This window comes from Bacillus sp. LQ01, assembly GCF_057624735.1.
Genome location: NZ_JBYEZL010000002.1, coordinates 1,556,743 through 1,581,134, shown reverse-complemented (window position 1 = coordinate 1,581,134; position 24,392 = coordinate 1,556,743). Strand labels below are relative to the sequence as shown.

General features: G+C 34.9%; 24 protein-coding genes and 1 pseudogene. 4 read left to right on the top strand and 21 right to left on the bottom strand.

Features of this window, described 5'->3' with window-relative positions:
• Nucleotides 1-102: 102 nt before the first annotated feature.
• The gene (locus tag AC22L0_RS20530) at nucleotides 103-696 is read left to right on the top strand and encodes a hypothetical protein (RefSeq protein ID WP_487272427.1); all 594 of its coding nucleotides are present in this window, start codon (nucleotides 103-105) and stop codon (nucleotides 694-696) included.
• Nucleotides 697-826: 130 nt separating this feature from the next.
• On the opposite strand, the gene AC22L0_RS20525 is transcribed toward AC22L0_RS20530, so the two are convergent.
• The 6 genes and pseudogenes from AC22L0_RS20525 to AC22L0_RS20500 form a co-directional block, all read right to left on the bottom strand.
• Nucleotides 827-1,381 (bottom strand): hypothetical protein, encoded by a 555-nt coding sequence (locus AC22L0_RS20525; protein ID WP_001201801.1) that lies wholly within the window; start codon nucleotides 1,379-1,381, stop codon nucleotides 827-829.
• 260 nt (nucleotides 1,382-1,641) lie between these two features.
• Nucleotides 1,642-2,637: a D-cysteate sulfo-lyase gene (cuyA, locus tag AC22L0_RS20520; protein WP_001046619.1), complete on the bottom strand. Its 996-nt coding sequence runs from the start codon at nucleotides 2,635-2,637 to the stop codon at nucleotides 1,642-1,644.
• 356 nt (nucleotides 2,638-2,993) lie between these two features.
• Nucleotides 2,994-4,226 (bottom strand): DUF4073 domain-containing protein, encoded by a 1,233-nt coding sequence (locus AC22L0_RS20515; protein WP_087964944.1) that lies wholly within the window; start codon nucleotides 4,224-4,226, stop codon nucleotides 2,994-2,996.
• Nucleotides 4,227-4,553: 327 nt separating this feature from the next.
• Nucleotides 4,554-5,513: an RtcB family protein gene (locus tag AC22L0_RS20510; protein WP_016111591.1), complete on the bottom strand. Its 960-nt coding sequence runs from the start codon at nucleotides 5,511-5,513 to the stop codon at nucleotides 4,554-4,556.
• Nucleotides 5,514-5,798: 285 nt separating this feature from the next.
• A pseudogene (locus AC22L0_RS20505) lies at nucleotides 5,799-6,014 on the bottom strand (RtcB family protein); the annotation flags it as partial.
• 136 nt (nucleotides 6,015-6,150) lie between these two features.
• Nucleotides 6,151-7,071 (bottom strand): class I SAM-dependent methyltransferase, encoded by a 921-nt coding sequence (locus AC22L0_RS20500; RefSeq protein ID WP_087964946.1) that lies wholly within the window; start codon nucleotides 7,069-7,071, stop codon nucleotides 6,151-6,153.
• 203 nt (nucleotides 7,072-7,274) lie between these two features.
• Here AC22L0_RS20500 and AC22L0_RS20495 point away from each other — a divergent pair, with 203 nt between their 5' ends.
• Nucleotides 7,275-7,877 carry an AAA family ATPase gene (locus AC22L0_RS20495; RefSeq protein WP_140160684.1) on the top strand — a complete coding sequence of 201 codons (603 nt, stop codon included), beginning with the start codon at nucleotides 7,275-7,277 and terminating at the stop codon, nucleotides 7,875-7,877.
• Nucleotides 7,878-8,017: 140 nt separating this feature from the next.
• Entirely contained in the window at nucleotides 8,018-9,130 is a 1,113-nt protein-coding gene (locus AC22L0_RS20490) for an LPXTG cell wall anchor domain-containing protein (RefSeq protein ID WP_000851006.1), read from the top strand.
• A 47-nt stretch (nucleotides 9,131-9,177) separates the two neighbouring features.
• Here AC22L0_RS20490 and AC22L0_RS20485 read toward each other — a convergent pair whose 3' ends face one another.
• The 7 genes from AC22L0_RS20485 to AC22L0_RS20455 all read right to left on the bottom strand — a co-directional run bounded on the left by AC22L0_RS20485 (nucleotide 9,178) and on the right by AC22L0_RS20455 (nucleotide 15,713).
• Nucleotides 9,178-9,849, bottom strand: coding sequence for an ABC transporter ATP-binding protein (locus AC22L0_RS20485; protein WP_000202597.1), 672 nt, complete (start codon nucleotides 9,847-9,849; stop codon nucleotides 9,178-9,180).
• The gene (locus AC22L0_RS20480; RefSeq protein ID WP_000477749.1) at nucleotides 9,849-10,913 is read right to left on the bottom strand and encodes an ABC transporter permease; all 1,065 of its coding nucleotides are present in this window, start codon (nucleotides 10,911-10,913) and stop codon (nucleotides 9,849-9,851) included. Before AC22L0_RS20480 ends, AC22L0_RS20485 begins: the two co-directional genes overlap by 1 nt.
• 327 nt (nucleotides 10,914-11,240) lie before the next feature.
• A complete protein-coding gene (locus AC22L0_RS20475; protein WP_000839528.1) occupies nucleotides 11,241-12,617 on the bottom strand; it encodes a sensor histidine kinase in 1,377 nt (458 codons plus the stop codon).
• Nucleotide 12,618: 1 nt separating this feature from the next.
• Nucleotides 12,619-13,296, bottom strand: a complete 678-nt coding sequence (locus tag AC22L0_RS20470) for a response regulator transcription factor (RefSeq protein ID WP_000781961.1) — start codon at nucleotides 13,294-13,296, stop codon at nucleotides 12,619-12,621.
• 152 nt (nucleotides 13,297-13,448) lie between these two features.
• Nucleotides 13,449-14,288, bottom strand: a complete 840-nt coding sequence (locus AC22L0_RS20465; RefSeq protein WP_000747492.1) for a YitT family protein — start codon at nucleotides 14,286-14,288, stop codon at nucleotides 13,449-13,451.
• Nucleotides 14,289-14,624: 336 nt separating this feature from the next.
• Nucleotides 14,625-14,894: a 2TM domain-containing protein gene (locus AC22L0_RS20460; protein ID WP_000438994.1), complete on the bottom strand. Its 270-nt coding sequence runs from the start codon at nucleotides 14,892-14,894 to the stop codon at nucleotides 14,625-14,627.
• Nucleotides 14,895-15,071: 177 nt separating this feature from the next.
• On the bottom strand, nucleotides 15,072-15,713 hold the full coding sequence (locus tag AC22L0_RS20455) for a F0F1 ATP synthase subunit alpha (RefSeq protein WP_000525525.1): 642 nt from the start codon (nucleotides 15,711-15,713) through the stop codon (nucleotides 15,072-15,074).
• Nucleotides 15,714-16,204: 491 nt separating this feature from the next.
• Between AC22L0_RS20455 and AC22L0_RS20450 the strand changes: the two genes are divergently transcribed.
• Nucleotides 16,205-16,600: a DUF3224 domain-containing protein gene (locus AC22L0_RS20450; protein ID WP_016111586.1), complete on the top strand. Its 396-nt coding sequence runs from the start codon at nucleotides 16,205-16,207 to the stop codon at nucleotides 16,598-16,600.
• Nucleotides 16,601-16,990: 390 nt separating this feature from the next.
• Here the strand turns inward: AC22L0_RS20450 and AC22L0_RS20445 are convergent, their stop codons facing one another.
• The 8 genes from AC22L0_RS20445 to AC22L0_RS20410 all read right to left on the bottom strand — a co-directional run bounded on the left by AC22L0_RS20445 (nucleotide 16,991) and on the right by AC22L0_RS20410 (nucleotide 24,125).
• Nucleotides 16,991-17,500: a DUF4303 domain-containing protein gene (locus AC22L0_RS20445; protein ID WP_050821991.1), complete on the bottom strand. Its 510-nt coding sequence runs from the start codon at nucleotides 17,498-17,500 to the stop codon at nucleotides 16,991-16,993.
• Between the two features lie 145 nt (nucleotides 17,501-17,645).
• Nucleotides 17,646-18,893, bottom strand: a complete 1,248-nt coding sequence (locus tag AC22L0_RS20440) for a DUF1015 domain-containing protein (RefSeq protein ID WP_030026422.1) — start codon at nucleotides 18,891-18,893, stop codon at nucleotides 17,646-17,648.
• A gap of 13 nt (nucleotides 18,894-18,906) precedes the next feature.
• Complete coding sequence (locus tag AC22L0_RS20435; RefSeq protein WP_000490230.1) at nucleotides 18,907-20,079, bottom strand: 3-phosphoglycerate dehydrogenase family protein; 1,173 nt, start codon at nucleotides 20,077-20,079, stop codon at nucleotides 18,907-18,909.
• 12 nt (nucleotides 20,080-20,091) lie between these two features.
• Nucleotides 20,092-21,174, bottom strand: coding sequence for a 3-phosphoserine/phosphohydroxythreonine transaminase (gene serC / locus AC22L0_RS20430; protein ID WP_030026425.1), 1,083 nt, complete (start codon nucleotides 21,172-21,174; stop codon nucleotides 20,092-20,094).
• A gap of 209 nt (nucleotides 21,175-21,383) precedes the next feature.
• On the bottom strand, nucleotides 21,384-21,575 hold the full coding sequence (locus AC22L0_RS20425; protein ID WP_000670803.1) for a DUF378 domain-containing protein: 192 nt from the start codon (nucleotides 21,573-21,575) through the stop codon (nucleotides 21,384-21,386).
• 89 nt (nucleotides 21,576-21,664) lie between these two features.
• Nucleotides 21,665-22,732 (bottom strand): glycoside hydrolase family 113, encoded by a 1,068-nt coding sequence (locus AC22L0_RS20420; RefSeq protein WP_000739764.1) that lies wholly within the window; start codon nucleotides 22,730-22,732, stop codon nucleotides 21,665-21,667.
• Nucleotides 22,733-22,904: 172 nt separating this feature from the next.
• Nucleotides 22,905-23,678, bottom strand: coding sequence for a DUF6612 family protein (locus tag AC22L0_RS20415; RefSeq protein WP_000738989.1), 774 nt, complete (start codon nucleotides 23,676-23,678; stop codon nucleotides 22,905-22,907).
• Nucleotides 23,679-23,759: 81 nt separating this feature from the next.
• Nucleotides 23,760-24,125, bottom strand: a complete 366-nt coding sequence (locus tag AC22L0_RS20410; protein ID WP_000025025.1) for a hypothetical protein — start codon at nucleotides 24,123-24,125, stop codon at nucleotides 23,760-23,762.
• Nucleotides 24,126-24,392: the final 267 nt, after the last annotated feature.

Genomic DNA, 24,392 nt, shown 5'->3' with positions numbered 1-24,392 from the left:
TTAAATACAGGCTTGTAGATCTAGTTATGTAACCATCCATAAAAAGGAATATTACATAGGCTAAGTCTAACATTACATTTTTAAAGTGAGGAGAATAAGCGTATGGACCAATATTGGTATTTGAATTCAAAGGGAAACGGGGAACAATATACTAACCAAATTTCATTATATTCACAGCCCGAAATAACTACATCTGAGGTAATGAATGATTTGAAGATTCCTGAGAATTGGAGTTACCGAGTCTATCCAGTTAGTTGGGATTCATCAGCCAATTATACGGGGTTCAATCCCCATCCCCCTCTCTTCTCTTGGGGGCAGCCAATTAATTATGCAGGGATAATGCCCCAAGGTCATCCTGCTAATTGGACTCCATTACCAAGTCATGCAGGTTTTAATTTTCAAAAACCTCCCTTCCCCTGGGCGCAACCATTCAATCATACAGGGATGTTCGCACAAGGTCATCTTGCAGCTTTACTATCGCCGCCAGCCAAGCCTTTTCATTTCAATACCAATAACTCGGGTGTTTTGGGAAACCCTCCAGGATGGGGTGGTCCGTGGGCCCCAATGGGATGGGGAAATAACGGAGGTAACGGTCAGCTAGGAATGCTTGGAAACTTACTTACAGCAGGAAAAGGTACCATGAGTGGAATAGGAATGATCAGTAGTCTAATCGGGATGGGGAAGTTCTTCTTTTAGTTAATTAGAACAGGAGAATGTGGCTGTAGCTTTAATCAGCCACATTTAAGGACAGTAATCTCCCACCTAACTTCCTAGCATAGCATTCGCGGAAATTTTAGATGGATATGTATTGTTACAAGTTACTGTTTTACTTTGAGTGCTCCTTTACTTTCTTATCAAGTGCCTTACTATAAGCATCTTTGTTTTCCTGTGATAACTCATAAATTGCTTTTTTCCAATGCTCTCCGTCTACACCTGATAAAAATTCAGTACCTTTCATTGTAGCTTCTTGAATCTTCTGTTTATCTTCTTTACCAGCATCCTTAATTAACTTCGTTGCTTTTCTTGCCTCTGTTACCCCTTCTTGTATGGATTTGTGAATGTCTTTGTATGTATCAGGTACTTTTATGTGTTCCATATTGTCTAAAATTTTATCTATCTCGTTTGATGTTTTTAAAACAGCTTTTGCTTTTTCTTTGTCCTTTAAGGATTCTCCTAAGTTTAGTAACAGTTCATCCTTCTTAAATTGGAACTCTACCACTTGCTCACATATGTAGTACGGATACTGTTGTTCAGAAATTACTGTTTTCGTTATTGCTTTACTAGTTTGCTCAGTCTTATGAGTAGAATCTTTATCTCCTACCTCGCATCCGACTAACAGCATAAATGGAACTGCTAACGTTACTAGTTTCTTTGCTCTCATTATGTATTCTCCTTGTAGAAAGTATTGTAAGTAATTAACATATCAAACTATAACATACATTACATTATGGTTCACTTCCATTACGCTTTTAAAATATAAAATACGAATACACCCCATAAGCCACAAATAAGATTAATAGAATAGAAATGCCGAGTACCGTATATATAATCCATTTTAAATTTGAGTTCATATAATCCTCCCACCTCTCGACAATTCCAGTATATAACAAAAAAGCATTGGATACCCAATGCTTTTTACACTTACGCAAATAAAGAAGTATTCGCATATAAAGCTGGTGAACCACCTGAATGTACGAATAAAATATTGTCTTCCTTATTAAATTTATCTTTTCTAATTAAGTCGATTAATCCCGCTACTGCCTTACCTGTATACACTGGATCAAGTAAAATACCTTCTGTTTTCGCAAGTAACTGAACTGCCTCTACCATTTCCGGCGTTGGTAACGCATAGCCTGGTCCTACATATTCATCAAAGCACGTAACAGCGTCGCGCGAGATAAAGTTTGGAATACCAACATGTGCTGAAGTTTCATCTACAAGTTTTGCTACTTTCTCTTCTTGCTCAGCTTTTCCTCTACTTACGTTAATCCCGATTACAGGAATATGGCTTTGTGTTCCAGAAAAACCAGTAACTAAACCAGCATGCATACCGCCGCTACCACTTACACAAACAACTGAACTGAAATCAATTCCTTGCTCAAATGATTGCGCCATAATTTCTTGCGCACAAGCAACGTATCCCATAGCACCCGTAGGGTTTGATCCACCAACTGGAATTACATATGGTGTATTACCTTTTTCACTTACTTCTTGTGCTACTTTATGCATTTCTTCCATAAGATCTGCTCCGTTCGGTACAACAATGACATTTTCAGCACCTAATAAGTGATATAAGAAATAGTTTCCGTTAAAGTCTCTCTTCTCTTCTGGCTCAAGCCCTTCCTCTAATACAAGGATACATTTCATTTTTTCTTTTACCGCAGCTGCCAGTGTCAGGCGGCAATGATTTGACTGAATACCACCAGCTGTAATTAACGTATCTGCACCATTTTCCTGTGCATCTGCAACTAAAAATTCTAATTTTCTCGTCTTATTGCCACCAGCTGTTAAACCAAGTAAATCATCTCGTTTAAAATAAATAGTCGGGCCACCAAGTGCTTCAGAAAAGTTGTTTAACTTTTCAATTGGTGTATATGATTCTGTATATTTTTTTCTCGGGAATTTAGCTAAATTCATTGTAACGCTCCTTTTGTACTTCTTTCACAATATATGTAACGTTACTATTATTACACGTAAAAATGGTGAAGTCATCTTTCTCGGTTAAAAATGTATTAGAATTTCATTTTGATAAGTAAAACCGTATTAATGATTTTAACTTAATTACGGTACATGAAATTTATATCAACGATTTTTTAAATATATCGTTCATTCCTTTCAATATATCAACGATTTTTCAAATATATCTATCGTAACTTGCAATATATCAACGATTTTCTTAATATATCGATCTATCGACAAAAAACGACAGACAGGCAACCCCTTTCTCATCAACAAAAAAAGAGCCTACACATTCAAATGCAGACTCCCTCCAATCACTTATTTACCGAAAAACGAAGTAACTGTGTTAATCCCGGCTCTAAATTCATTTCACCTTTATGGCGTACGTATACGACTTTATCCCCATCAAATTTCGGAGGGTTTGCTTTACTATACGTATGCCACTCATTCGTTCCTTCTATAGAATACTCCATATATTCAGTTGCACCGACAATTATATTTTCACTATCATCTGCCGTTACATTTGGTGCCATCTGCGCAATTTTTGAATCACTAATTAATAACTTCTTTATATCCTTATCACGTTTGTAATCGTAAGCTGTCACAATTACATCGTTACCATATGCTTTCACTTGTAACCCTTGTTTAAATGAATAGCCATCTGGAGCAGTTTTCTCTCCTCCATTTGGTCCTGCTGACATCCAGCCCGTTTCAATCCCGCCCGTATTTACAACAGTAAATCCTTTTTTATCTCCGCCTGCAATTTTCTTTTTACCAGCCCAGTCCGGTAAGTTTAAATCCCAATGCGTATGACTCGTAAAGAAAACGACCTGCGGATAGTCTTTTAATATATCGTACAATTTATCCACGTTTAAATAATCTTGTAAATATGGTGATTGTCTTGATCCAGATACTGTATCAGGTAAAACGTGATGAGAGAAAATAAAGATTGGTTTATTTTTATCTTTTTGACTATACTCTTCTAAATTTTGTTTTAACCAACCTAATTGCTCATCACTCATATATACTTCATCCCACATTTTTGAATCGTGGTATTTCATATATTTTTCAGTTCCTAAAAATAAAAGTGGATAGCCATCTAATTCTTTTTTATGATATACCTTTTCTTGTCCACTAAATTTCAGATAGCGGTTAAATAAAGTTTCCTCAGTTACACCATTTGGCCATGTACTTTGAGAGAGTTTCCCATCTGCTGTCCATTTACCAGCATAAAACTCATGATTTCCAACAGTAGACCATACATTTTCTGGATGCTTATTTTTATTTAACACACGCTTTATATCATCATATTGTGACTGTTGTCCAGTCGGCGTTATATCCCCATTCATAATAAGCGCTCTAGAAAGTGGCGTTACTTTATTCATATCTTTTAATACGTGATCAAAATCTCCTAAATCACCTTGAATGTCACTAATAACATTAAAAGTTGTAGCTGATTTTCGAACTTGCTCTTTCCCTTCCGCATGTGCTGAAAATGTCGGTAATAATGCCGCCATAACTGCTAACGAAGCAACTGTCTTTTTCATACAAATTCTCCCCCTAATAATAGAATGTACAAACTGACATATTCTGCTTTCTCTTAGGTGCTTGTCCAATTCACATTATAAGGGGAGATTGTAAAGATTAATGGAATAAAAAATTAAGTGTTTTTTAAGAGATTTTGTCTTTTCTACACACTCCACAATTAGCAATTCGCGCCAATCTAGCTTTCTAGTCTTTAACATTACATAAATGTAAATGAATATGATGAATCTCTTAGTTTAATATGTTGTCTTTTTAATCTCTGTTATATAACCGCCACAAAATATGCTATCTTTTCAAGTTCTCTTTCTTTAATAAACGTTACTCCTCTTTTAATTAGCCTTAAAATTGTAAAGTGGCTTAATAATATGTTTAATATCAATTGTTTCTTTTGTATTCTCAATAATTTCATCCATTGGCTTATATACCATTGGTGCTTCATCTAAAGTACTTTCTGCAACAGATGTAGTCCAAACCTCTGTCATTGTATTTTGAAAATCCTCTAAGTTAAGTACTTCTTTCGCCTTCTTGCGACTCATAATACGCCCTGCTCCATGAGGGCCAGAAAAGTTCCAATCTGGATTTCCTTTACCAAATGCAATGATTGAACCATCTCTCATATTGATTGGAATGATTACTCGTTCATCTTTCTGAGCTGAAATAGCACCTTTTCTTAGAATCATATTGTCCATATCGATGTAGTTATGGATTGTAGTGAATTGATCTGTTACTTTCCAATCCATTGTAGTGACGATTTCATCAATCATTGCTTTACGATTTAACTCCGCATATTTTTGTGCAATTTTCATATCATTCATGTAATCTTTAAATCCTTGTCCTTCTAAATAAGCTAATTCTTTACGAATCACCGGTTTCTTAATTTCACGTAAAGCTTCATGTATTTCTTGTTGTCTGCCTTCTTTCGTTAAACGCTCAATAATTTCTTCTTTAATAGATTTAACGTTTATAAGTTGCTCGTAAGCAAAGTTTTGATAATACTCTGCTACTTGTTTCCCTAAATTACGCGAACCACTATGAATAACAATGTATACATTTCCTTCATCATCCTCATTCAGTTCGACAAAATGATTGCCCCCGCCAAGTGTACCAATACTTTTTTGAGCACGTTGCAATGTAAACGGGGCTCTTACACTATCAAAATCAATCATTTTTGAAAATCTATGTTCCTTATCTCGAATACGAAAACCACTTGGGACAAATTTACGTATCGTTTCGTCTAAGTAATCGAAGTTGATTTCCTCTTTTTTCTTATTAATTATAACAACCTCCATGCCACAACCAATATCGTACTTACCTCCCAGTTTCCTGAAAGTGTGGACTATACCTTCTCTACAGTCATCGAGATATGCAGTCTCTACTGTAGGCTCACCGTATTAATTATTCCTCTTCAACTCAAAATGGATGAGGAATAATTCTGTACCTTAGTCTGCTAACATGGTGCAAGTCTCTGAACCATTCGATTATGTCACCATAACCACTGGCTGCTGATTGCCCTCGTCTTTTATCGTTAGGGTTTCCAGTCAATTGAGTGAGTAGTTTAAAGTCTGAGCCGATTAGTTAACCCCGACTAAATTAGGAACAATCTTATCTTGAACTGTCATTGTTGTCCCAATCGTACAACCTGCGCCCGCATGTGTATCTGGCATAATACGGATCTTGCTATCCTTTACGAATTCTTGGTTACAAAGATCAATAATTTGACCTGCTGCCATTTTTTCTACATTCGTAGTATATACTTTCGCTTCATTGTATTTTCCTCGTAATTTCAACATCTTCTATTTCCCCTTTCCTTTAGTTTCTACAAAACATTAATTTATATATATTTATAATTATATTTTCCACCACTACAGCTCATTTCCTTTTTTATAAAAAAAGACACAGAGATTCCTCCCCATGCCTACTAATTTCCTACCTTTTCACCGCATGCACATAATGCACTGTCTCAAAAGCTTTCAAATAATCGTTTCGTCCTTCAAAATATAATTTATTTATGTCTTCTGGCGATAAATGTTCATAAATGAGTAAGCCCGCCTTCTCTAACAGTGCTTCCATTTCGGCATAAGAAAAACATGATTTCATCGGTTCTCCGCCTACCGCAGCCATTTTTACCATATTTTCAACTCGATTGGACAGTCCCTTTTCCGTAAACAAGTTTTCATCGGGATAATCGAAAACGATAGAACTTCCTGCCGGAACCACCTCAAATAAACATTCTATTAAACTAGAAAGTTCCTCTTTCGTTAAATAGTACGTTACACCTAATAGACTAAAGAACGTCTTTTTATTTTCAAATCCTTCATTCCGTAACTGCTCATAGAAAAATCCTTTCGTAAAATCCATTGAAACAAAATGAAGGTTATTTGGAACTTCAATTTCTACTTCTTTTATTCTTTCCTTCTTAAACGCCTGCGTAGAAGGATGATCCACTTCAAATATTTCTATTTTATTTTCTAATTCTCGGTGTCTAAAACTGAACGTATCTAAGCCTGCACCGAGTATGACGTATTGTTTCGCTCCTAATGTAATTTCATGTAGTAATACTCTTTCACAATATGCGGCACGTGCTAAAGGTGTTGGTGATAACTGAACTTGCGTAATCCATTTTAATATTTCTTTTGGATTGTCTTGAAACTGCTCTGCAATTTCTTTATTGAAAAAGTGAATCCCTTGAACCATATTCGTTTCAATATTAATTCGTTCTTTTGGCGAAATGAACTCTTTAGCTACATAATCATCAAAGATTTTCGGATTATCAAATTCACTATGATATGCCCTGCTGAAAGCTGATACTAACGACGTTACACTTGCTTCACCTTGTTTCACGCACATACACTCTCCTTCATTTTCACAACAAAAATAGGGTTCCCCTGGCCAGGAGAACCCTATTATACACCTTATTTTTATATTGGTAAATTATAGCATAAATAAGTTTTTTTGTCAAGTTTTCAGCCTACTAACGCTCCAACAATTTGTGTAATCTCTAGCAGGAAGATTTCGATCTACACCGAATATTCCAGTTCATAACAATACAAATGGAGGCCAATATGAAACGATTCGTCATTATTACTGTAGGAAAAACACACAGCGGTAAAACTACATTTGCAAAAGCTTTAGAAAAAGAGTTACCCCACTCTTTCGTTATGGATCAAGATAACCAAGCTGAATTTATTAACACGCATTATGAAAAATTACAGCCGGCTGAAGGTGCTAATACATTTAAGCACGGCCTTTCAAAATTCATTGTTGATTATGCGAAAGAACATACAAATTTACACCTTATTATTTGTAATTCCAATCGCAGTAAAAGCGGAAGATTCTATTTACTAAACGAATTATTTCCACAGAATGAATATGTACGCATATTAGTTCATTTTGACATTCCAGATGATGTACTTTACGAAAGAGTGGCTCGAAGCACGCGAAGTACGAATATTTTTAGAGGTGGATATTCTAGTTTCAAAGAAGTACTTGATCGACAACAAACTGAATCACTTCACGATGATGTGGTAGATCCTGTAGAAAACGAGGCTGATTATTTGTTTGTTATTCGCAATAATAAAGATGTAAGCTTTACTATAGAAGAAATTGTTCATCTAGCTAAAGGTTTATCCCCTACCCCAAATAAGAGATTATAAAAATTACATAATCATAGATTATTATGCAAATCCTTCCTCTAAGCGCCTAACATAGTATATAATAATAAGATAATCTACTTCTATATGCTCATTTTTACACAAAACAGTTCATGCATATGAAAGAAAAGAGGTACAAAAATATGAAAACAAAACAAACAATTGCTGCGTCTACACTAGCTTTAGCAATGATTGCTGGCGCGAACTCTGCTCATGCGGAAGTAAATGATGCTACTCCTCAGCAAAGTACGGGAGATCGATTAGCTGAAATTAAGCAACATAAACAAGAGTTAGATGCAAAATTGCAGCAACACAAAGAAAACGTGGATCAAACATTAAATGAACTTAACAAGGTTAAGGAAAATGTTGATACGAAGGTGAATGAACTACATGAACGTAAACAAGTTGCTGATGAAAAAATTAACGAAGTTAAACAGCATAAACAAGAACTAGATGCAAAACTGCAGCAAGACAAACAAATCGCCGAAGATAAAATCGCTGAAATTAAAGAGCATAAAAAACAAGTAGAAGATAAAGTTGCTGAAGTAAAAGAACATAAGCAAAATATCGATAACAAAGTGAATGAGATTAAAGAACATAAACAAACTGTCGATGAAAAAGTGAATGAAATGAAGCAACATAAAGAGAACATTGATCAAAAGGTTAATGAACTTAAGGAAGTTAAAAAACAAGTAGATGAAAAATTAGCTGAGTTAAAGAAAGCGAAACAAACTGCTGAGGACAAACTCGCTGAACTAAAAGAAAACAAGCCGAATACCGGTAACACGTTAGAGGAACTTAAGAAAATTAAAGGCAATTTAGACAGTCTTTCCGCTAACTTAGAATTAGCTAAACAAGATGTAAAAAACAAACTAGCTGTTTTACAAGAAGCTAGACAAGATTTAATTAATAAAATTAACGAAATTAAACAATCGAAACAAACTGTTTCAGATGATTTATCAAAGAAAAAACAAGACTTAGATATTAAAATCAACGACTTTAAGCATACTGAGAAAAAAATTGACGACAAATTAGCTGAGTTACATACAACGAAGCAAAATGTTGATAACAAGATTAATGAAGTATCACAGTCTAAACAAATGCAAGCAGATAATGGTACTAAAAACAATAACGCTAAAGAACTTCCTAACGCTGGTAGCGAGCAATCAAACAATATGGCTCTAGGAATGCTATCTGTATTAGGCGGTGTTTTATTACTTACTCGTAATAAAATTAAAACGTTATTCTCTAAATAAGTCCATAAAAAAAGGAAAACCGCACATACATGTACGGTTTTCCTTTTTTATATTAACTGTCCATCTCGAAGCGTCAATATACGATCACATACATCAAGCATTCTTTCATCATGTGTAATCATAATTGCTGCTTTTTGGCTCTCTTTCACTTCGCGTTTCATCATTTCAACAACTTCACGTGCGCGTTTTGAGTCTAAGCTTGCCGTTGGCTCATCCGCTAATATTAAATCTGGGTTGTTCATGAACGCACGAGCGATTGCTACCCTTTGTTTTTCCCCGCCAGATAGTTGATTTGGATAATGATTCTTTCTTTCTCCTAATCCAAATGCCGCTAATAAATGATCTGCACGCTTTTCGGATTCTTGTTTACTTTCTTTTTTTAGCTTTGCAATGTAAAGTAACTGTTCTTTCACATTTAAATATGGAACAAGGTTTGCAAACTGGAAAATGAAGCCGATTTTTTTCAAACGAATGTCTGTCATTTCCTTTTCTGATAACTGTGTAATATTTTGCTCACGAATGTAAATATCCCCTTTTGACGGTGATAATAATGCACCCGCGATTGATAATAACGTACTTTTCCCTGATCCAGAAGGACCGACGATTCCGATAAATTCTCCGGCTTTCACATCAAGCGATATCGGATGAAGGGCTGTTACTTCCGTATTCCCTTCTCCGTACACTTTACTTACTTTGTCTAATTTTAATAATGAAGTCATTACATCCCGCCTCCAATTGCTTCTAATGCATCAACTTTTAATACTTGGTATAACGAAATAAGTGTTCCTAAAATACTAATTACGATAAAGATTGCTGCATATTGCGCAATCATCGGTGTTGTTAATAAGAACGGCATACCTGCTGGTAAAATTTGTTCTAACCCTTGTACAAGAACGATACTGATTACCATCGCAACGACTGATAAGAATAACGCCTGCACGACTAAGCTATTTGCTAAATACGAGTTCTTTGTACCGATTGCTTTTAATACACCTAATTGCTGTGTTTTTTGCAGTGTAATAACGTAGAAGAATACACCGATTAGTAATGCAGCGATAACAAGTAAGAACGCAATGATCATCGTTAATGTTCCTTGTTCTTCTTTAAATCCTGGAATACTTTGTAGCACTTCTTTTTTGTCAATTACGTGTGCATTTTTAATCTCTTTATCTGTGTTAAGTGCAATTGCACTATAATCTTTTTGGTTTGGTTGTGAAATAGCACCCCATACGTCTTCATTTACATAAACGACTGGTGTATGGCTAAACATTTGATCTTTCGTAAATCCAACGATTGTAAATTCTTTCTTTGAAACAGGATCAATAATTGTATCTCCAATATCAATTCCTTTTTCTTTAATTGATTCGTCAGCAACCATCTCGTTGTTTGCTGTACCTAATTTCTCCCCTTTTACAATTTTCGGTTCTAAAAATGAATCCCGTTCACTTGAGAAAATAGCGATATCAACCTTTTTCGAACTATCTTTCTTTTCATATGTTGAAACTTTCACACGAAACGGAACGGCTTCTTTCTCGCCTACTTGATTTACTACGTTATCTACATCGTCTTTCTTAATTTGTGAACGAAGTAATTTATTTTCCGCATCATCTGCTAAAACGAACTTATTTGCCTCCATATTTTGAATCGATGAAGCATTATCATATGATAGTCCATTTGCTAATCCTGAAATAACAAGAACTAAAAATGATAATAACACCATAATCAGTCCGATTAATCCGTATCTTAATTTTGATTGTTTCAATTCACGCAGAGCTAAAAACATTTCGCTCGCTCCTTCCTCTTTCTTTCTATGCACTTATCATAAAAAAGAAATATGAACGGAATATGAACAGAAGATTACAGAGGGGAAATTAAATTACATCTGATATTTTTTAAGCGCGGGAAAGGTGCGGCTTTATAGCAGAAATGGGAGTACGTGAAATTTATATCAGCGATTTTTCAAATATATCAGCGCAAATAGAATTATATCGGCGATTTTCAAAATATATCGGCGCAACTCAAATTATATCAGCGATTTTCCGATTATATCGACTTGCCGACATAAAACGACAAAAAAGAGGCCGTTCCGAAACAGCCTCTTTCTTTCCATCTATTTCGGAAGCTCCACCCGAACGGTCGTTCCTTCCCCCTTCGTACTATACACCGAAACGTTTCCATGATGCAGTTCAACAATCTTCTGCACAATCGACAATCCTAAACCGCTACCTTCTACGTTTCTCGTCCTTGCTGTATCTACTTTGTAAAAACGGTCAAAAATACGATCCATTTCTTCTTTTTCCATACCGATTCCGTTGTCTGATATAGAAATAATGACACTAGACTCTAACTCTTCGACGAAAAACTCAATCGTTCCACCATCGTTTGAAAACTTAATGCTATTCGTGAAAATGTTACTCCAAACTTGATGAAGTAAGTTTTCATCACCTTTTATAGTGATATCTGGCACATTAAATTCAACGGCGATATCTTTTTCCCGCCATTTCCACTCAAGCATAAAAATGACGTCTTTAATTTGCTTCTGCAGATTGAATTCTCTTATTTGTAGAACCTTTTCCTCTTTATCTAATGAAGCGAGCGTAAGTAACTGTTTACATAAACTAGACATTCGCTTACTTTCACCCTCAATAATTTGTAAGTAATGATTTCTTTCTTCCTCACTCATCTTTTCTGTTTGCAACGTCTTTGAAAAACCTTGTATGGAAGAAAGTGGCGACTGAAATTCATGTGAAACGTTCGAAACGAATTCTTGTCTCATTTCATCTAGTTCTTTAATACTCTTCGTCATCTTTTGGAAGCTTGTAGATAACGTTCCTATTTCATCTTTTCGTTTTACATCTAATTCAATTTCATATTCCCCACTCGCAATTTTTTGCGTAGCCTTCGTAAATTTACGGATTGGGCGAACGATGTAACCTGCTGCAATCGCTATAAAAATAATACTTAATAGTACGATAAACCCTAATAATACCGCTAGAAAAATTCTCATCTCGCCGAATTGTTGTTGAACGTCAGGGCGAATGAATAAAGCGTACTGTTTATCACCGTGTTGTACTGGGACACCGACGCTATTAATTAATTCATTATCGAAAAAACCTGTAATAAAGAGGCGCGTTGGATAAGTAGAAACACCATTAAATGTCTCCCCCTGCAATACTTTATGAACGGTATCATCACTTATTGTCGTCTTACGAAACGCATTACCGATACGCTTTCCATTCTTTTGATCATCAACAATGTAAATCTCATACCCTAATTTTGCAATAGAATGCAAATACGTCTCTTGATTTTCTTCACTTTGCTTTTCATATAACGATTTAACTTCTTCCGCATACTTTAAAATCTTTTCACTGTTATATGGTTTTAACTTCACTTGATAATATACGTTCGTTAATAAAAAGCCGATAATACTACTAAGTAGCATAATGCCGACCGTCATAAATACAAATCTAGAATATAGTGATTTCATCTTATTTCAACTCCAACTTATACCCGAGGCCGCGCACTGTTGTAATTTGAAAATCATCCGTTCGTTTTGAGAAACGATCTCGCAGCCTTTTCACATGAACATCAACTGTTCGTTCATCTCCTTCAAAATCCATTCCCCATACTAATTCAATTAGCTCTTCTCTTGAAAATGTTCTTCCAGGATAACTAGCAAGTTGTGATAATAACTCAAATTCCTTTAAAGGAAGCAAAATCGTTTGACCGTTACACTTTACTTCTACACCTTTTCGATCAATTGTCGTTCCGTGCAACGTAATAATATCTGCACTCAGCATTTGATAACGTCGTAATAAAGCTTTCATACGGAAAATCACTTCAGCTGGTTCAAATGGTTTTACGATATAATCGTCCGTACCAGAAATGAATCCTTTTTCTTTATCAACTAACTGATCTTTCGCCGTTAATAAAATAACTGGTATATCATGATACTTCCGGATTTCTTCACATAACGTATAGCCATCAACGAACGGCATCATAATGTCTACGATCGCAAGATGAATATTTTCCTTCTCTAAAACGTCTTGCGCTACCTTTCCATCTTCTGCTTCAAAAACTTTAAACCCCTCTTTTTGTAAATGGTAATGCAACAACTCTCTAATATGCTTATCATCATCAGCTAATAAAATATGTATCATCTTCATTAAACCCTCTCTCGTTCATCCTTCTACATCACTACATTAAGAAACAATTGGATTTTTTGCAAGAAAAAGAAAAAGAATCTATTTTGAAAAAAGATTATTCAAAATAGATTCTTACGTTTTAGTATTAAGATTATTTTAATCAAAAACAATTTCTAAGCCTTCGAAATATCAACAAATCCTTCTCCGAACACATCACGAACATCGTGTATAGCGATGAACGCCGCCGGATCCGTAGTTTGAACAATCCGCTTTAGCTTCACTACTTCTTGCTTATTAATAACAACATAAAGAATTTCCTTCGGAGTTTTCGTGTAATAGCCATGCCCTGAATATACAGTAACCCCTCTCCCCATTAAGGTTGTCACCTTCCCGGCAATTTCATCTGGATTATCAGAAATAATCGTAATAGCCTTCTTCGGATTTAACCCTTCAATTACAAATTCCATCACTTTCGTTGCTACATATAGCATAATAATTGTTATCATCAGTTTTTCTGCACCAATGATGAAATAAGATGAAAATGCAACGATTAAATCGAAGAACAGTAGACCGTAGCTAATGCTCCAGCCTAAATATTTATGTGTCATCCTTGCTAAGATCGTAGTACCTGCTGTCGTTCCACCAACGCGAATGATAAGACCAATACCACACCCGATAAATATTCCTCCGAAAATGGCATTTACAAGCATTTCATCCGAAGCAATCGTCCAGCCTTCTGTTAAATGAAGAAATAGCGAGTTAGTCACTACAGCGATAATCGTATAAATTGTTGTGATTTTATTTAAAAATTTATAACCGACTATTAACAAAATCGCATTTAAAATTAAGTTAACTAAACCTGGTGACCATTCAAATAAATAGTACGTAATAATCGTGATACCTGTTACCCCACCCTCACCAAACTCGTTCGGGATAACAAATAAATTGACACCTAAAGCAAAAAGAAATGCACCAATAATAATAAAAATAATGTCTGTCGTTCTTTTTTTCATACAGTACCTCACTTCTTATGTAAATATTTATTCTGTCATAAACTCTCACCATTATATCGTGGAATATTCAAATCGAACAGTGGTTTGTTTTTTATTTTAATATAGGATGATAAATCAACTTTATCCTATATCCACTTGTAATTAAGAAAGTAAAATAACTGTATTTATTATGTACTACAACTAAAGTTTTGATTTCACATGCAATTCATGCTAAAAATGAATAGGAACACGTACTCGCATTAACTTCGAGTACAAAACAAATAGGCGAAGCTATAGAATAGGCTTCGCATCAAACGTGTGCTCACAGAGATTTATATTCATAAATCTCTGATTTTTTCACTTATCTTTCTCCATATACTCTTTAATTTTTCGTTCTTCCCATTCTTTTCCGAATATCCCAAATGGAAAAGTTGTTAAACCGTGTATAACGATACCAATCCCCCAACCTCCAAGTGGATATAAAAACCATAATTTACTTGAATCAGAGCTTATATTTATGAAAAAAAGCATTAAGTTAACTAATATATAGACCGTTAAATGAATGTAAAACGCTTTTAAATTCTCCACTCTTTTTTTAGCTCGTAAATAATTCTCATCTCGCTCCATATATAAACACCTCTTTCATTATTGTATTTTTTAACTCGCTCCGATTTAAACATCATATTCTAGTCGGATATCCCTTATTCTCAAAAAATACAAAGCAAAAAAGTATCCAGCAAATGGTCATACACATCACCATTTGCTGGATACTACATGATACATTTGTTATTTACAGGATTTTAATTAAGACCAAATCCATACACCATCATTATTTTCAGCGTTCGTCTTTGCTTCATGAACTTTTTCAATATGGTCAACTGTGTTCCAGTTAATAGAACTTCCGCCCCACCCTACATACTTCATATCAATTTTCACTTTCTCACCCGCATTAAATACTTGTCCCTTTGTTAAGAAAACATCAATAATAGCTTTCTTCCCATTTAGCGATGGATACTCAACTACAACATATTTAGTAGCACCGTCTCCCTCATCTTCCATCGTTCCTACTTTTGATACTTCTCCAATTACATAATTAGGTGAGCCATCTTCTTTCATGTGCATACCTAACTTGTTTGTTGTATTTTCAACTGCAGTTGCAACCATATATTCTGTAAAATTACGCATCATAGATCCAGTAGCTTTTACTTCATCTCCTACTTTCACATTTGAAAGTGAATCAATATATACACTAACCGGTTCCTCATATTGCTTAGATTTTACAACAATTACACCGTTATCTACTTCTACTACTCGTCCTTCTAACGTCGAGAAATTCGATTCAATAGAAGCTGCACTCGCTTTTGTTACTTCTAGTCCTGGTAAATTTGTTCCTGATAATGCTGCGATCCCTAAAGCACCTGCTAAAATTAATTTTTTCATACCCATTATGAAACATCTCCATTCATGATGATTTTATAATGGGTATCGACCAACCTGTAATCATTATAGTTACAGGTAGTAAAAATAACAACCGTTTTCCTCATGCAATGTTGCATACTTTGATTTTCAAATATAAATCGGTTATTCCTATATTCAACACTAAGACTGAATTCTTGAATCCCAGCAGGTAAACGGATTGATGATGAAGAAACTAATGTCATACATCATGTATTTCAATGATACAGTTTGTATAATCGTAGTCCATTACATTCTGTAGCAGCGGAGTTAACATGTTAATAAAACCAAAGAGGTTACAAGCAGGAGACACCGTGACAACAGTAAGTCCTTCATGGGGAGGCGCAGGTGATTCTGAGATAAGATAACGATATGACAGGGCTCAAATAAATAAAAACACTCCTATAAGATATGACTGTGAATTAGTACTTTTTAAATGATATGGAGATTACTTATCTAATGATAAAGGGGGATTTACGTGTATGGAAGTAACATTTACAGTAAGTAAATGGGATGAAAAACTAATTGATGATACTAGAAAAGATTTCCCTATTAATATTGCCCATGTTGAATATGATATTGATGGAGAATTAAAAGGAAAAGCTTTTGTTGAATACTTATTATATTATCTAGACTCAAATATAAATGATGGTCACTTGGCTACGGCTAAAATTTCTGGATTTTTACACTTTGAAGGAATTTATAAGGGGCAACAAGGGACATTCACAGCTATAGAGCAAGGAATATTTGATAAAGGAAATTTAGATTCCCCAGGAACAATTATTAAAGCTACCAGTAACTTAGAAAATCTGAGAGGGTCCTATAATTATCAGTTTACAGGTCAAACTAGTAAACTAATTTTAGAGTTTGAATTTTAGCAAAATACCTTACATTTTAGCAGAAAGGACATTTCTTGTAATACTCGGAATGTCCTTTTTGTTGACGAGCTGATTCAACTATTTTCTAATAGTTAAGAAAAGAACAGAATATACGTTATGGGGGAATTAAAACGCTAAGCCTGAGAGGCATGGAGAACCCACTTATTCATTACTTCTCCTATTAAAGAATAATCCCCGAAAAACTTCCCTTTATAACTTCTTTTCCAACTTGATTCACACATGTAAACATCGCAATTATCTTTGTACGTTTTTTTCATCAGGTTCTAATTGTTCAATTGTTACGTCACAACGAATAGTTACTATTAATTGGTGACTTTCGATCAAATGAAAATCGCCTCTTATAGAGAGCAGTTTTACTTATATTTATTCTTATGCAAATTCTGAAGCATATTCTTCGTATGTCTTTAATGTATTAAGCAATCGAGCTGATTCAATCATGATTTCGTTCGAAGAATCAGTTACACAAATGACAATAAATCGATTATCATCTCTATCTCCAAACAATCCTTCTGATTCAAGTTCCATTAACACATTTAACGTTTCTTTCAACAGTGTATTTACTCGTATGTTAAAGTCATCTTCGACGATATTATGATATTTCTTAATAATTTTTTTCACTTCATCAAACATTCCAAAATCGTCCCATTCGCTCCACTCAACAGATCCGTATCTATAATAATTGTATAAAGGATCCGATTTATTAACTTTGATTAGTCTTTCTTCATTAGCCACTGGTCCAATGCTATTGACACAATCGTCTGTTAATATGGAGTACCCATATATTGTGTCAACACCGCACCTAGTTAAAAGTTCGTTATAATGACAACGAATTGCATTTTTCAATTCAACATAAAAACTTTTTTGAAGATGCATTTTCATCGTATTTCCTCCATTTTTTTGTAGCGACCTGCTGTTACATATTTCAATCTTAACATGAAAATCAACATTAAACGTTAACTGAGCCAAAATAAGAAAAACCGAAACTCAAATCATTTCGGTTTTTCAAAACTATAGAAGTCAATATTTACTTTAAAGAATGAACAAACAACCCACTACGCAGTTTCGGTTCAAACCACGTTGATTTCGGCGGCATGACTTCTCCGGCATCTGCGATTGCTAATAAATCTTCCATAGATGTCGGATATAATGCGAATGCTGCTTTGTATTCGCCGCTGTTCACAAGGCGTTCTAGTTCTTCTAGCCCCCGTATTCCGCCAACAAAATCAATGCGTGAATCAGAACGCGGATCATGTATTTCAAGTACTTGGCTTAATAAATGATCTTGCAGGATAGATACATCTAAACCTCTAACAAGATCATTCGCATCAAATGTTTCTTCTTTCACAGTAAGCTTATACCACTTCTCATTTACATACATACCAAATGTTTTTGGCTCATTTGGTTTATACGGAGAAACAGGTGCTCCTTCTACATAAAAGTACTGCGTAATTTGATTTAAAAACTGTTCCTCTGATAAGCCATTTAAATCTTTCACAACTCGGTTATAGTCCCAAATAGATAACTCATCATGAGGGAATAAAACAGATAGGAAGAAATTAAACTCTTCTTCTCCTGTGTAATTTGGATATTGTTCTCTTCGCATAAGTCCTACTTTTGCAGCTGATGCAGAACGGTGATGCCCATCTGCAATATAAAGATTAGGAATATCTTCAAATGCGTTTACTAAAGTCGTAATTACATCTTCATCTGCAATCTTCCACGCAACATGCTTAACACCGTCTTCTGCTGTAAATGTATAAATTGGCGCATGCTCTTCTTTCCAGCTTCTAATTAAATGCTTTACTTCATCTTTTGTACGGTACGTTAAAAAGATCGGACCTGTATTTGCGTCACACACATCTACGTGGCGAATACGATCTAACTCTTTTTCATGACGTGTTCTTTCATGTTTTTTAATTGTATCATCTTCATACTCATCAATAGATGTACAAACGACAAGGCCTGACTGCGTTCTTCCTTGCATCGTCAGTTCATAAATATATAGCGCTGGCTCTTCATCTTGTATGAACACTTCTTCTCGTATAAATTGCTTTAAATTGTCGCCCGCTTTTTCATACACGCGATCATCATACGGTGACAGTTCAGGGTCTAAATCAATTTCTGCTTTATCAACATGCAAGAAAGAATATGGATTCCCTTTTACAACTTCCCTTGCCTCTTCACTATTTAATACGTCATACGGTAAAGCTGCAACTTGTGCTGCTTTTTCCTCTACTGGACGAATGGCCCGAAACGGTCGGATTTTTGCCACATTCCTCTCTCCTTTACACAATCATTCGAACGGCTACAACACCTGTAATTTTGCTTATATTTTCCACAATATTCTCTTTTATTATATCATCAATTCCGTTATCGATATCAATCATTGTGTATGCCCAAGAATGTTTACTACGATTAATCATATCGGCAATATTAATATGATGTTCCGCTAAGCATCCTGTAATTTGCCCTACCATATTCGGGACGTTTTGATGCATAATTGTAATTCGTTTCTTTCCGATATACGGCAATTCTACGTTTGGATAGTTTACTGAATTACGAATATTTCCTGTCTCTAAATATTCACGTAATTGACGCGCCGCCATTACTGCACAATTTTCTTCCGATTCAGACGTTGATGCGCCAAGGTGAGGCGTCGCTGTTACATTTTTCATCTTTATTACATTTTCATTCGGGAAATCCGTTACGTAATGTGTAATAATATCTTCTTCTAATGCTGTTTGAAGAACCTTTTCATCTACAAGTTCTCCTCTAGAGAAATTAAATAGACGCATCCCTCTTTTCATCTTCTCTACAGCGTGTTCCCCAATGATCCCCTTCGTTTGATTCGTAAGAGGAATATGCAGTGTAATATAATCACACGTTGCAAAAATTTCATCAAGGCTAAATGCTCTTTGCACATGTGTAGAAAGACGCCAAGCTGTTTCAACTGAAATATAAGGATCATATCCGATAACATCCATGCCTAACGCTAACGCATCGTTCGCAACTAAAGCACCGATTGCGCCAAGTCCGATAACACCTAGACGTTTCCCTGCAATTTCTGATCCAACAAATTGTTTTTTTCCTGATTCAACAAGCTGTGGTACTTCTTCACCCTCTAAGTTTTTCGTCCAACTTACACCATTAATAATGTTGCGTGAAGACATAATAAGACTGGCAATAATGAGTTCCTTTACAGCGTTTGCATTTGCCCCCGGCGTGTTAAATACTACAATTCCTTTTTCTGTACATCTCTCGACAGGAATATTATTTACACCAGCGCCAGCTCTTGCAATCGCCTTTAAGTCTTTTGAAAACTCTTCTTGATGTAAAGAGTAGCTACGAAGCAAAATTCCATCTGGATGATTGATTCTATCTCCTACTTCATAACGTTCTTCAGTAAAAACTTGCAAGCCTTTTTCTGCAATTTGATTTAACGTTTGAACACGAAACATATCCCCATCTCCCTATCTATTCTCAAGCTCAAATTCCTTCATATAATCTACTAATCGTTTTACGCCGTGTGCTGGCATCGCATTGTAAATACTGGCACGCATACCGCCAACTGAGCGATGTCCTTTTAACGTAACAAGGCCGCGTTCCTTCGCTTTTTGTAAAAACTCATTGTTAAGTTCTTCTGACGGTGTTGTAAATGGAATGTTCATAAGTGATCGATAAGCAGGATCAACTGGTGAAGTAAACAATTTAGATTCATCTAAAAAATGATAAATAAGTGAAGATTTCATTCTATTTTGTTCTTCAATCGCAGATACTCCGCCTTGCTCTTTCAACCACTCTAGTACAAGTTTTGTTACGTAAATACTAAAGGATGGCGGTGTATTATATAAGGAGTTATTTTTACTGTAAGTTTCATAATTTAACATTGTCGGACAAGAGCGATCTGCTCCCCCAATTAAATCTCTTTTTATAATAGCAATCGTTAAGCCCGCTGGTCCTAAATTTTTTTGTGCTCCCGCGTATATAAGACCAAACTTCGAAACATCATATTGTTCTGACAAAATATTTGAAGACATATCCGCAACGAGCGGCACTCTTTCTATATGTGGAATATCCACATATTTTGTCCCCTCAATTGTATTATTCGTTGTAATATGTACATAATCTAGTTTTTCATCGCTTAGTAAACCGTCCAGTTTAGGAATCGTAGTAAACTTCTCTTGCTCGGAAGAAGCAATCACTTGTACTTCCCCAACTTTTTCGGCTTCTTGCAGTGCCTTTTTAGACCATGAGCCAGTTAGTACGTATCCAGCTTTTTTATACGTATTCATTAAGTTCAGTGGTATCATAGAAAATTGTAATGACGCACCGCCTTGTAAAAATAAAACTTCATACTCATCAGGGATGCTCATTAATTCACGAAGTAAGTTACTCGCTTCCTCTATAATACTTTGAAAATAAGAAGATCGATGACTCATTTCCATAATAGACATGCCTGTCCTGTTATAATTTACAAGCTCCTTTTGCACTTTCTCTAAAACTGGCAAAGGGAGTATTGATGGTCCTGCTGAAAAATTATAGACTCTCTCCATTACCCTCATAACCTCCCTATTTCTCATTTTTATTAATTTTTAAACTTTCTGAATTATACCCCAAAATATAATACGTGGTCAATTTGTTTTCTATTATTACGGCGCAAGACGCAATGGAATCGCTTGCATGTGCAAACTATTTTTATAAACATACAAAAAAGTGTTAAGTACATAATCGTACTTAACACTCTAGTAATAAAGTATAATTGCTAATTATCCGTGAAGAACCGATCAAAAATTTGATAAATAGCAGAAAGACCAATGAGCCAATAAATAGTGTCCACAAGCGCCGGCATAGAACCAAACCATTTCTCAACTACATTGTAATCTAACGCTACAAACAACCAATTCAAACCGCCGAGAATCACCAAAATTACTGTAAGGTAAGACAAAAATTTCATTATGATTGCCCCCTAGGTGATAAGATGGTGAAAGGCCTTTCACTAGAAATATATGTAGTAAACTTCAAAACTTACCTATTTTGTAAAAATTATTTTCGGTACCAGCCGTTAATAACTGCCTCCGCTTCTTTACTATGTATTTGATACGGATGTGTACTATCATTAGAGCCAATAAACCAAATTGAAAAACCTTTAAAATATGGTTTCGGTTCTAATACATCGCGGTAAGCACGCCATCCATTTAATTGTACATCTTTCGAAAACACATTAGAAACATCTGGATTCCACGGATTTTGCAGTCCAAGTTCACGCGCTGGAACGTTAAATCCACCAAAATAAACGGGCTTTCCTGTTGCATTATGTAATTGTTCCAATTGCTGAACAACATTTTGTCCACGGTTATATACTGTCGTCGCAAATAAACTTTGCTTCACTTCTTCATATGACGGATTTCTTTTTCCAGAAACTTCAAACCAACTATCGATACTAACAATATCTACCTTCTTTAAATACGGACGGTTTATTTTCTCTATAAACTTCGCTTCATAAGAAGGATCCCAGCTTGCTGTTAACCACCAGTTCATTTGATACAAAACATTTCCTTTATACTGATTACGAACAAAATCAATTGTATCGCTCCAGTATCCTTCTGCATACTCCATATTCACGAAATTAGAAGCAATCTTTAGTCCATACACATTGTATTTACTTGTAATGGAATTAAAAATATCTTGCAGAATAACCGTCTTCCAATTCCAGAAGAAATCATTAATGTTACTTGGGTTCCATTCTGTCTCTCCAACATTCCCCTGCTGAATATATGGGAACGGTTCCACTATAACTTGAATATTACGCTTTAATAACTCTTGAATTAAAATAATAGCTTGTTGCTTTTGCGCTTGATTAATTACCATGTTAGTAGAAGTCACATTTGGGATATCTACTTGAATCGGTACATTTACTGTATTTAAATTTAAGCGCTCCACATCCGCTAATACTTTCGCTACATTTCCAACTTCCCATACTGTTACGTTTCCTGATTTGATTTTTCCAGATTGAACAGTATTTACATCCGCCTGTACATTTCCTTGAAAACAAAAAGAAAACAACATAATAAACACTCCTAAAAAACTTATTAAACTCTTATTTTTCTTCACAACTTTCCCCCTATAATTTTTGCCTTTCTTGATTATTTTATACAACGTTTCACATTTATTCCAGAAAAAAATGAAGTGCCGTTCAACTATATTCATATAAATCTTCTAAAAATAGTAGGAAAAATAAAAAAGGAGCAGATTTCCGCTCCTTTTTATCCTTTTACGATTGAAATTATTGAATCCCTTCTGGTAACTTAATTGAATCAAATTTTTCATATGAATCAATCTTTATACTCACAACTGCATCCAATTTTTCCTTATCTGTACTAGCTTTTTTATCTGAGTTACTTTCACTCACTTTTATAGTTGTTCGCATCTCTTCAAATTTATAATCTTTTGTTATTATATATTCAATATTAAACGCATCCATATTAAATCCTTCCGTTAATTTTTTCATATCTCCATTAATTTTTTGTAATGTATCTACCGCTTCTTTTCCCTTTAAATCAAGTGTAAGTTTATATGTGTCTCCATCTTTCTTTGCTTTCATTTTCTTAGCCAAAGCTTCCGGTAAATCTAACTCATTAAGTAAATTTTTACTGACCATTACATCATTTACATTAAATTGATCATTAGGTATCGTAACTAACTCTCCTGTATCAGGGTTTTTCACTTGAGCAGCGACCTTTCCATCTACTTCATACGTTACAATATCTGTACCACTTATTTTCATTTCAGCTCTAGAATTCTTCAGTTTCGGCTCCATTTGTATTTTCATTTTAATTTCTTCTGATTGGCCGCTCCCCTTCATTGACATAAGAGATGTCAATGTAAGATATTCCTCTTGTTTTAATCCGTCAGCTGCTTTTTTAAAAATATCTTTCGCTACTAACTCTTTTTCTTTTTTTACAGATACTGTTTTAGGTCCACTTGTTTTTTCACTGCTACAACCAGTTGTTAAACCTACTATTAGCGCCAAACTAGATATTACAACCATTTTCTTCATACTGATTCTCCCCATTTCCCACTTAAAAATATTTTCATCCCATGTATAGTAAATCAACTGAAATAAATATATATACAATAATTATTTAACCTCTAAACGAAACCAGTTATTCAATCCGTATACTAATGTAACTAAAGCTCCTATCATACCAAAAACAACAATATTTATACCAATTGACGAACCAAATAAAACAGCCATCATTGACACCATCAGTAATAGCATAGCAATACTATTTATCTTAATTTCTACTACATCGCCATCCTTTACTTTCTTTTCTTTACTTCCAAAAAAGAATTGTTTTACTTTAATATTCGCTTCATCTAATTCAAAAGGAAGCGTATATTCTTCGTTATTCTCAAGTTTCATTACTACTTCGTTATCTACCTTTACAGCAACTCTTGCTGCTCCTCCCATTACCCCTGTTGCTCTTATTACTTTAATACTCATGCTAAATCTCCTCTCCCCCTATGACTTCTCCATATCATTCATTTTTGTAATTCTTCTCTTATGAAATCCTTGAATGTAAAACAAAAAATGTATTTGTATGACACCGAAATCTTTTACGCTATACACCCATTTCTCGTTAAACAAAATATTCCAACAGAAATTATAACAAGTTCCTGCAAATTTTTTTGTCAAATTTTGTCGCGTTTACAAAAAAAGAGACTCTTACATATAGTAAAAGTCTTTTCTATCATTACCGTGGCTGTAACG